The sequence below is a fragment of the Pseudomonas sp. P4_C3 genome (genome assembly GCF_056402075.1).
On sequence record NZ_JBFUIC010000314.1, the window covers coordinates 1 to 4,602 of the forward strand.

The 4,602-nt window shown below is 57.9% G+C and carries 4 protein-coding genes and 1 other RNA gene; all 5 read right to left on the bottom strand.

What is annotated here, in order from left to right; genetic code table 11:
- The coding region (locus AC1DVH_RS26505; protein WP_477756286.1) for an integrase arm-type DNA-binding domain-containing protein at positions 1-345 on the bottom strand (345 nt) is incomplete at its 3' end.
- 186 nt (positions 346-531) lie between these two features.
- Positions 532-925, bottom strand: a transfer-messenger RNA (tmRNA) gene (gene ssrA / locus AC1DVH_RS26510).
- A gap of 94 nt (positions 926-1,019) precedes the next feature.
- Complete coding sequence (locus tag AC1DVH_RS26515; RefSeq protein ID WP_477756287.1) at positions 1,020-1,298, bottom strand: hypothetical protein; 279 nt, start codon at positions 1,296-1,298, stop codon at positions 1,020-1,022.
- Positions 1,299-1,623: 325 nt separating this feature from the next.
- Positions 1,624-1,899 carry a hypothetical protein gene (locus tag AC1DVH_RS26520; protein WP_477756288.1) on the bottom strand — a complete coding sequence of 92 codons (276 nt, stop codon included), beginning with the start codon at positions 1,897-1,899 and terminating at the stop codon, positions 1,624-1,626.
- 201 nt (positions 1,900-2,100) lie between these two features.
- Positions 2,101-4,602 (bottom strand): FAD-binding and (Fe-S)-binding domain-containing protein (locus AC1DVH_RS26525; protein WP_477756289.1); only part of this gene is annotated, 2,502 nt, incomplete at its 5' end.

Consider the following 4,602-nt stretch of genomic DNA (forward strand, 5'->3'; position numbering starts at 1 on the left):
GAACCAGGCAGTGGCCACCTTCTCGAAAGTATGTTCAGTCTCAGCAAGTTTGGCTTGCCTTACCTCGTTACGCTGGGTTTTGGGATCAGTGCCCAAAGCGAGCAACTCACGCGCCTCTGCGGCTTTCTTCCGGGCGTTGGCGAGGGAGAGGTCGGGGTAAGGACCGAGCGCCATGTTGATACGGCTTCTGGTCAACGGCTCGCGGTAATTGAAATTCCACATCATCGAGCCGCTGGCGCGTACTCGAAGCTGCAAGCCATCGCCGTCGCTGAGGACGAAGTCTTTACCAGTTGCTTTGACCGCCTTGAGCTGGCGATCGGAGAGGCGGGTTGCGTTAGTAGGCATGGGGGCTACCTCCAGCACCGTTTTGGTATCCTGAAAATAGCATTTGGTGGTCCGGGATACCACCTGGGATACCAAAGCGCCTGGAACTCAGAAACTCTCCAAAGACCCCAAAGGCGCCGAAACCCTTGTATTCATTGGATTTCAGGCACAAAAAAAGACGTCCGTGGACGTCTTTAGATGATGAAGTGGTGGAGCCGGGGGGATTTGAACCCCCGTCCGCCAGTACTCCGCTGTCGGTACTACATGCGTAGCCGTGTCTATTAAGTTAACCCTCAGCGACCCGACGGGCAGGGTGCTTTGGGCGAGTTGTGTAAGTTTTAGCCGCTTCGTCCACAACGTACTGCACGGCGATTCTGTTCTATATGACAATCACTTTGGGTTTACAGACATCCCCTGATGATTGCTGGACCCGAAGGTACCAGGAGGGAAGGGCTAAGGCTGCTTACGCAGCGAGAGCGTATTCCCCGTAGGTTTCGTCATTGGCAACTATAGGAAGTTGCAACAGTGGATTTACGAGTTCTGTTACCAACTCGGCATGCACCTAAAGTTTCGCAACCGGCGTCGAATCCTAAACGGCCCCGAGCCTGGTGCTCTTTGAATCAAGTGAGCAACAAGCCTGTACAGTGTACGTCAACGTGACCCAGAAGGCCAACCCGAAGGTTGGCCACCACAAATTATGGGTTGGGCTCGTTGCTCTGTCTGTCAGCGAGTGCCATTGCCTGGGTGGCCTCGGTGACGCATTTTTTGTCGTCTCCGGAGGCTTGTGAGGCTTCGGCGCTGGACATCAGTCTTTTGATCTCCATTGTGGTGCTTCCGGAGGTCGCCGGCAGCGCATTCACTTTGCCTTTGAGCTCTTGCAGTTTGCTCGTACAAAGGTTGTTGTCCGCAGCAAATACAGGAGAGGCCAGCATGGCAGCAGCAATGAACAGGCCAGCGAGTGTGGTGCGTTTCATGGGTATCTCCTTGAGCTGATGGTCTCGGTGCTGCCGTATGAGTGGACGGCCAAGCCGAGCCCGAAAAATCAGTCACGATCTGATGGGGCTTACCTCAAAGACTACGATTCAACGCAAGAATTCGGTTTTTCAGAAAACGTGTCGAGCTTTTTCCAGCGATGCGGACGGTTACACATTTCCAGACCCCAGATGCAACAAAACCCGCAACTGGCGGGTTTTGGTTTGCTTCGTATCGGACGCAGCCGGGCTTTGAACTCCCGGCTGCCAGTACTCCGTTGTTGATGTACACCAACAAGGCCCACCCGAAGGTTGGCCTTGAACTGAGTTACTTCGCGCCTTTGTGCGCGTTCGTGACGTCCATGATGGTTTGGTTGGTCTCGGCGATGCAATCATCAATACCTGCCTTGGTGCCTTTTGCCTGGTCGGCTTTGGCTTTCTTGACGGAGGCCTCCACCTGGTCAAGCATTTCCCCGGGAATCTGTGCCTTGCCGTTTTCGATGGTTTGCAGGTTGACCGCGCACTGGTCTTTTTCGGCCGCAAACGAAGTGGAAGCCATCATGGAAGCAACAACGAACAAACCTAACAGCACAGAACGATTCATGTGTATCTCCTTGGACTGAAGGACCAGTCATTGCTGGCCATCAAAACGGTCTACCGAGTTTTAGGAAGTCCCGCATTAGCGGGACTTGATCAGTGGACTGCGGCGGCACGTCAGGGTTCTGCTTTTCTACTGTAGAGCTGTCGATTCCGGCAAGTAGCGTTAAGGAATGCACGTCTATGCACCTTCCTGTAGATCCTGCTATCAGGGCACCCTAGCCTGGGTAACGCGGTCCACCAGATAGACTAGTCCGTGGTAGTCAATGCCGCCATGTTGCGTCAGACCGATCTCACAGGTGCGGCTGGTCGATATCCCCTCGCTGCATTGTTGCACCGCGTCCTTGAGCGTGCGCAGGGAATGGGCGTTCAACTCCGGCGTGGTGAAACCCTTGTCGCCGGCGAAGCCGCAGCAGTGAATGCCTTCGGGAATGACCACGTTTTTGCTGCATTTGCGCGCCAGATCGATCAGCGCCTGACTTTCGCCAAGGTGCTGAGTGCTGCAAGTGACGTGCACCGCAATCGGCGCATCCTGCGGTGTGAAGTCGAGGCGATCCATCAAGTGCGTGCGAATGAAGCGCACCGGGTCGTACAGGTCCAGACGGTTTTCGCTCAAGTCCTGAACCAGACGCAAGGTGCAGGGGCTGGTGTCGCAGTAGATCGGGTCGAGCCCGCCGCGGCTGGCGTGCAGCAACGCGCCAATCAGCTCCTGGCGTTTGTGTTCGGCTTGCTCGGCGTAGCCTTTGGACGCGAACGGCTGACCGCAGCACAGGTTGTCGAGGTTGTCCGGGAAAACCACCTGATAACCGGCCTTTTCCAGCAGGCCTCGGGTCTTGTCGTGCAGCGACATTTGTTCCGTGTCGCCCGCCGCCGGCCCCATGGCCCTTGATACGCAGGCGGCGAGGTACACCACACGCGGACGCTCATCGTTGATCGCCGGGCTGAAGCGGATCGGCCGTTCAGGCTGAGGCATGGCATTGGTCCACAGCGGGACCTGCCCCTTGGACAGCTTGCTGGCGGCTGCGGAAAGTTTTGCCAGGCGCGGCGCTCCCAACAACAGGCGCGCACCATTGGCTACGTGCAGGGTGAAGCGCGCACCTTGCAGTGCCGTGGCGAAATTTCCTTCAAGCCAGTTGGCGGTTTTCGTATGCGTCGCCTTCCGGCTACGCAGCTTTTTCACCAGTTCGCCGGTATTGATGCCTACAGGGCAACGTTGCGCGCACAGGCCGGTCGCGGCGCAGGTATCGATGCCTTGATAGTCGTAAGCGGTTTCGAGTTCGGACGTATCGATGCCCGCGCGTTTCTTCGCCTGAATGTCGCGCCAGATCACGATGCGCTGACGCGGGCTCAGGGTCAGTCCTTTCGACGGGCAAACCGGTTCGCAGAAGCCGCACTCGATGCACTTGTCCACAATCTCGTCAGCGGCGGGCAAGGGCTTGAGGTGCTTTAGGTGGATCTGCGGATCTTCGCTGAGTACCACGTCCGGGTTGAGAATGCCGTTGGGATCCAGCAGACGCTTGAGCTGCCACATCAATTGGTAGGCATCGCTGCCCCATTCCAGTTCGACGAACGGCGCCATGTTGCGCCCGGTGCCGTGTTCGGCTTTCAGCGAACCGCCGAACTCCACTGCCACCAGTTGCGCCACGTCGTCCATGAACGCCTGATAGCGTGCGACTTCTTCCGGGCTGTTGAAGCCTTGGGTGAAGACGAAGTGCAGATTGCCTTCCAGCGCGTGTCCGAAAAGGATCGCTTCGTCGTAGTGATGTTTGTCGAACAGTTCGATCAGGCGGTTAACGCCGCTGGCCAGTTGTTCGATCGGGAAGGTGACGTCTTCGATGATCACCGTGGTGCCGGTCTTGCGCACTGCGCCGACGGCAGGGAAGGTGTCTTTGCGGATGGCCCAGAGACGGGCGTTTTCCTGTGGATCCTCAGTGAAATCGACCTGCTTTTCCACGGGGAACGTTTTCAGCGACGCCATGATCTGCGCCAGTTGTTCGTGCAGCAAGGTGGACGACGCGGCGCGGGATTCGATCAGCAAGGCGCAGGCATTGTTCGACAGCTGTTGTACGAAAGGCGGCATGCCGGGTTTGTCCTGCACTGAACGCAGGCTGCGCCGGTCCAGCAGTTCCACGGCCGACACCGGTTGGCTTTTCAGTACGGTGACCGCGTTGCAGCAGGTCTCGACATCCGGGAACACAATCAGGGCCGAGGCCTTGTTCGGATGGTCGATCACCGTGTCGTAGGTCACCGCGCTGATGAACCCTAGCGTGCCCTCGGAGCCCACCAGCAAGTGGCTCAAGATATCCACAGGCTCGTCGAAATCCACCAAGGCATTGAGCGACAGGCCGGTGGTATTTTTCAGACGGTATTTGTGGCGAATTCTCGCAGCCAGTTCGGCGTTGGCGCGGGTCTCGCGTCCCAGGGTTGTCAAACGCTCCAACAGAGCGGCGTGGCTTTGGCGAAACGCTGCGACGCTGGTGGCATCTTCAGTGTCGAGACGACTGCCGTCAGCCAGCACCAGACGAATGCCGGCCAGGGTGTGATAGGTGTTTTGCGCCGTGCCGCAGCACATGCCGCTGGCATTGTTGGCGACGATACCGCCGATCTTGCAGGCGTTGATCGAGGCCGGGTCCGGGCCGATCTTGCGTCCGAACGGTGCCAGCCAGGCGTTGGCCTGGGCACCAATCACGCCCGGTTGCAGACGAATCTG

Coding starts and splice junctions, on each gene's coding strand:
- AC1DVH_RS26515 (WP_477756287.1), bottom strand. CDS start 1,298: ATGAAACGCACCACACTCGCTGGCCTGTTCATTGCTGCTGCCATGCTG.
- AC1DVH_RS26520 (WP_477756288.1), bottom strand. CDS start 1,899: ATGAATCGTTCTGTGCTGTTAGGTTTGTTCGTTGTTGCTTCCATGATG.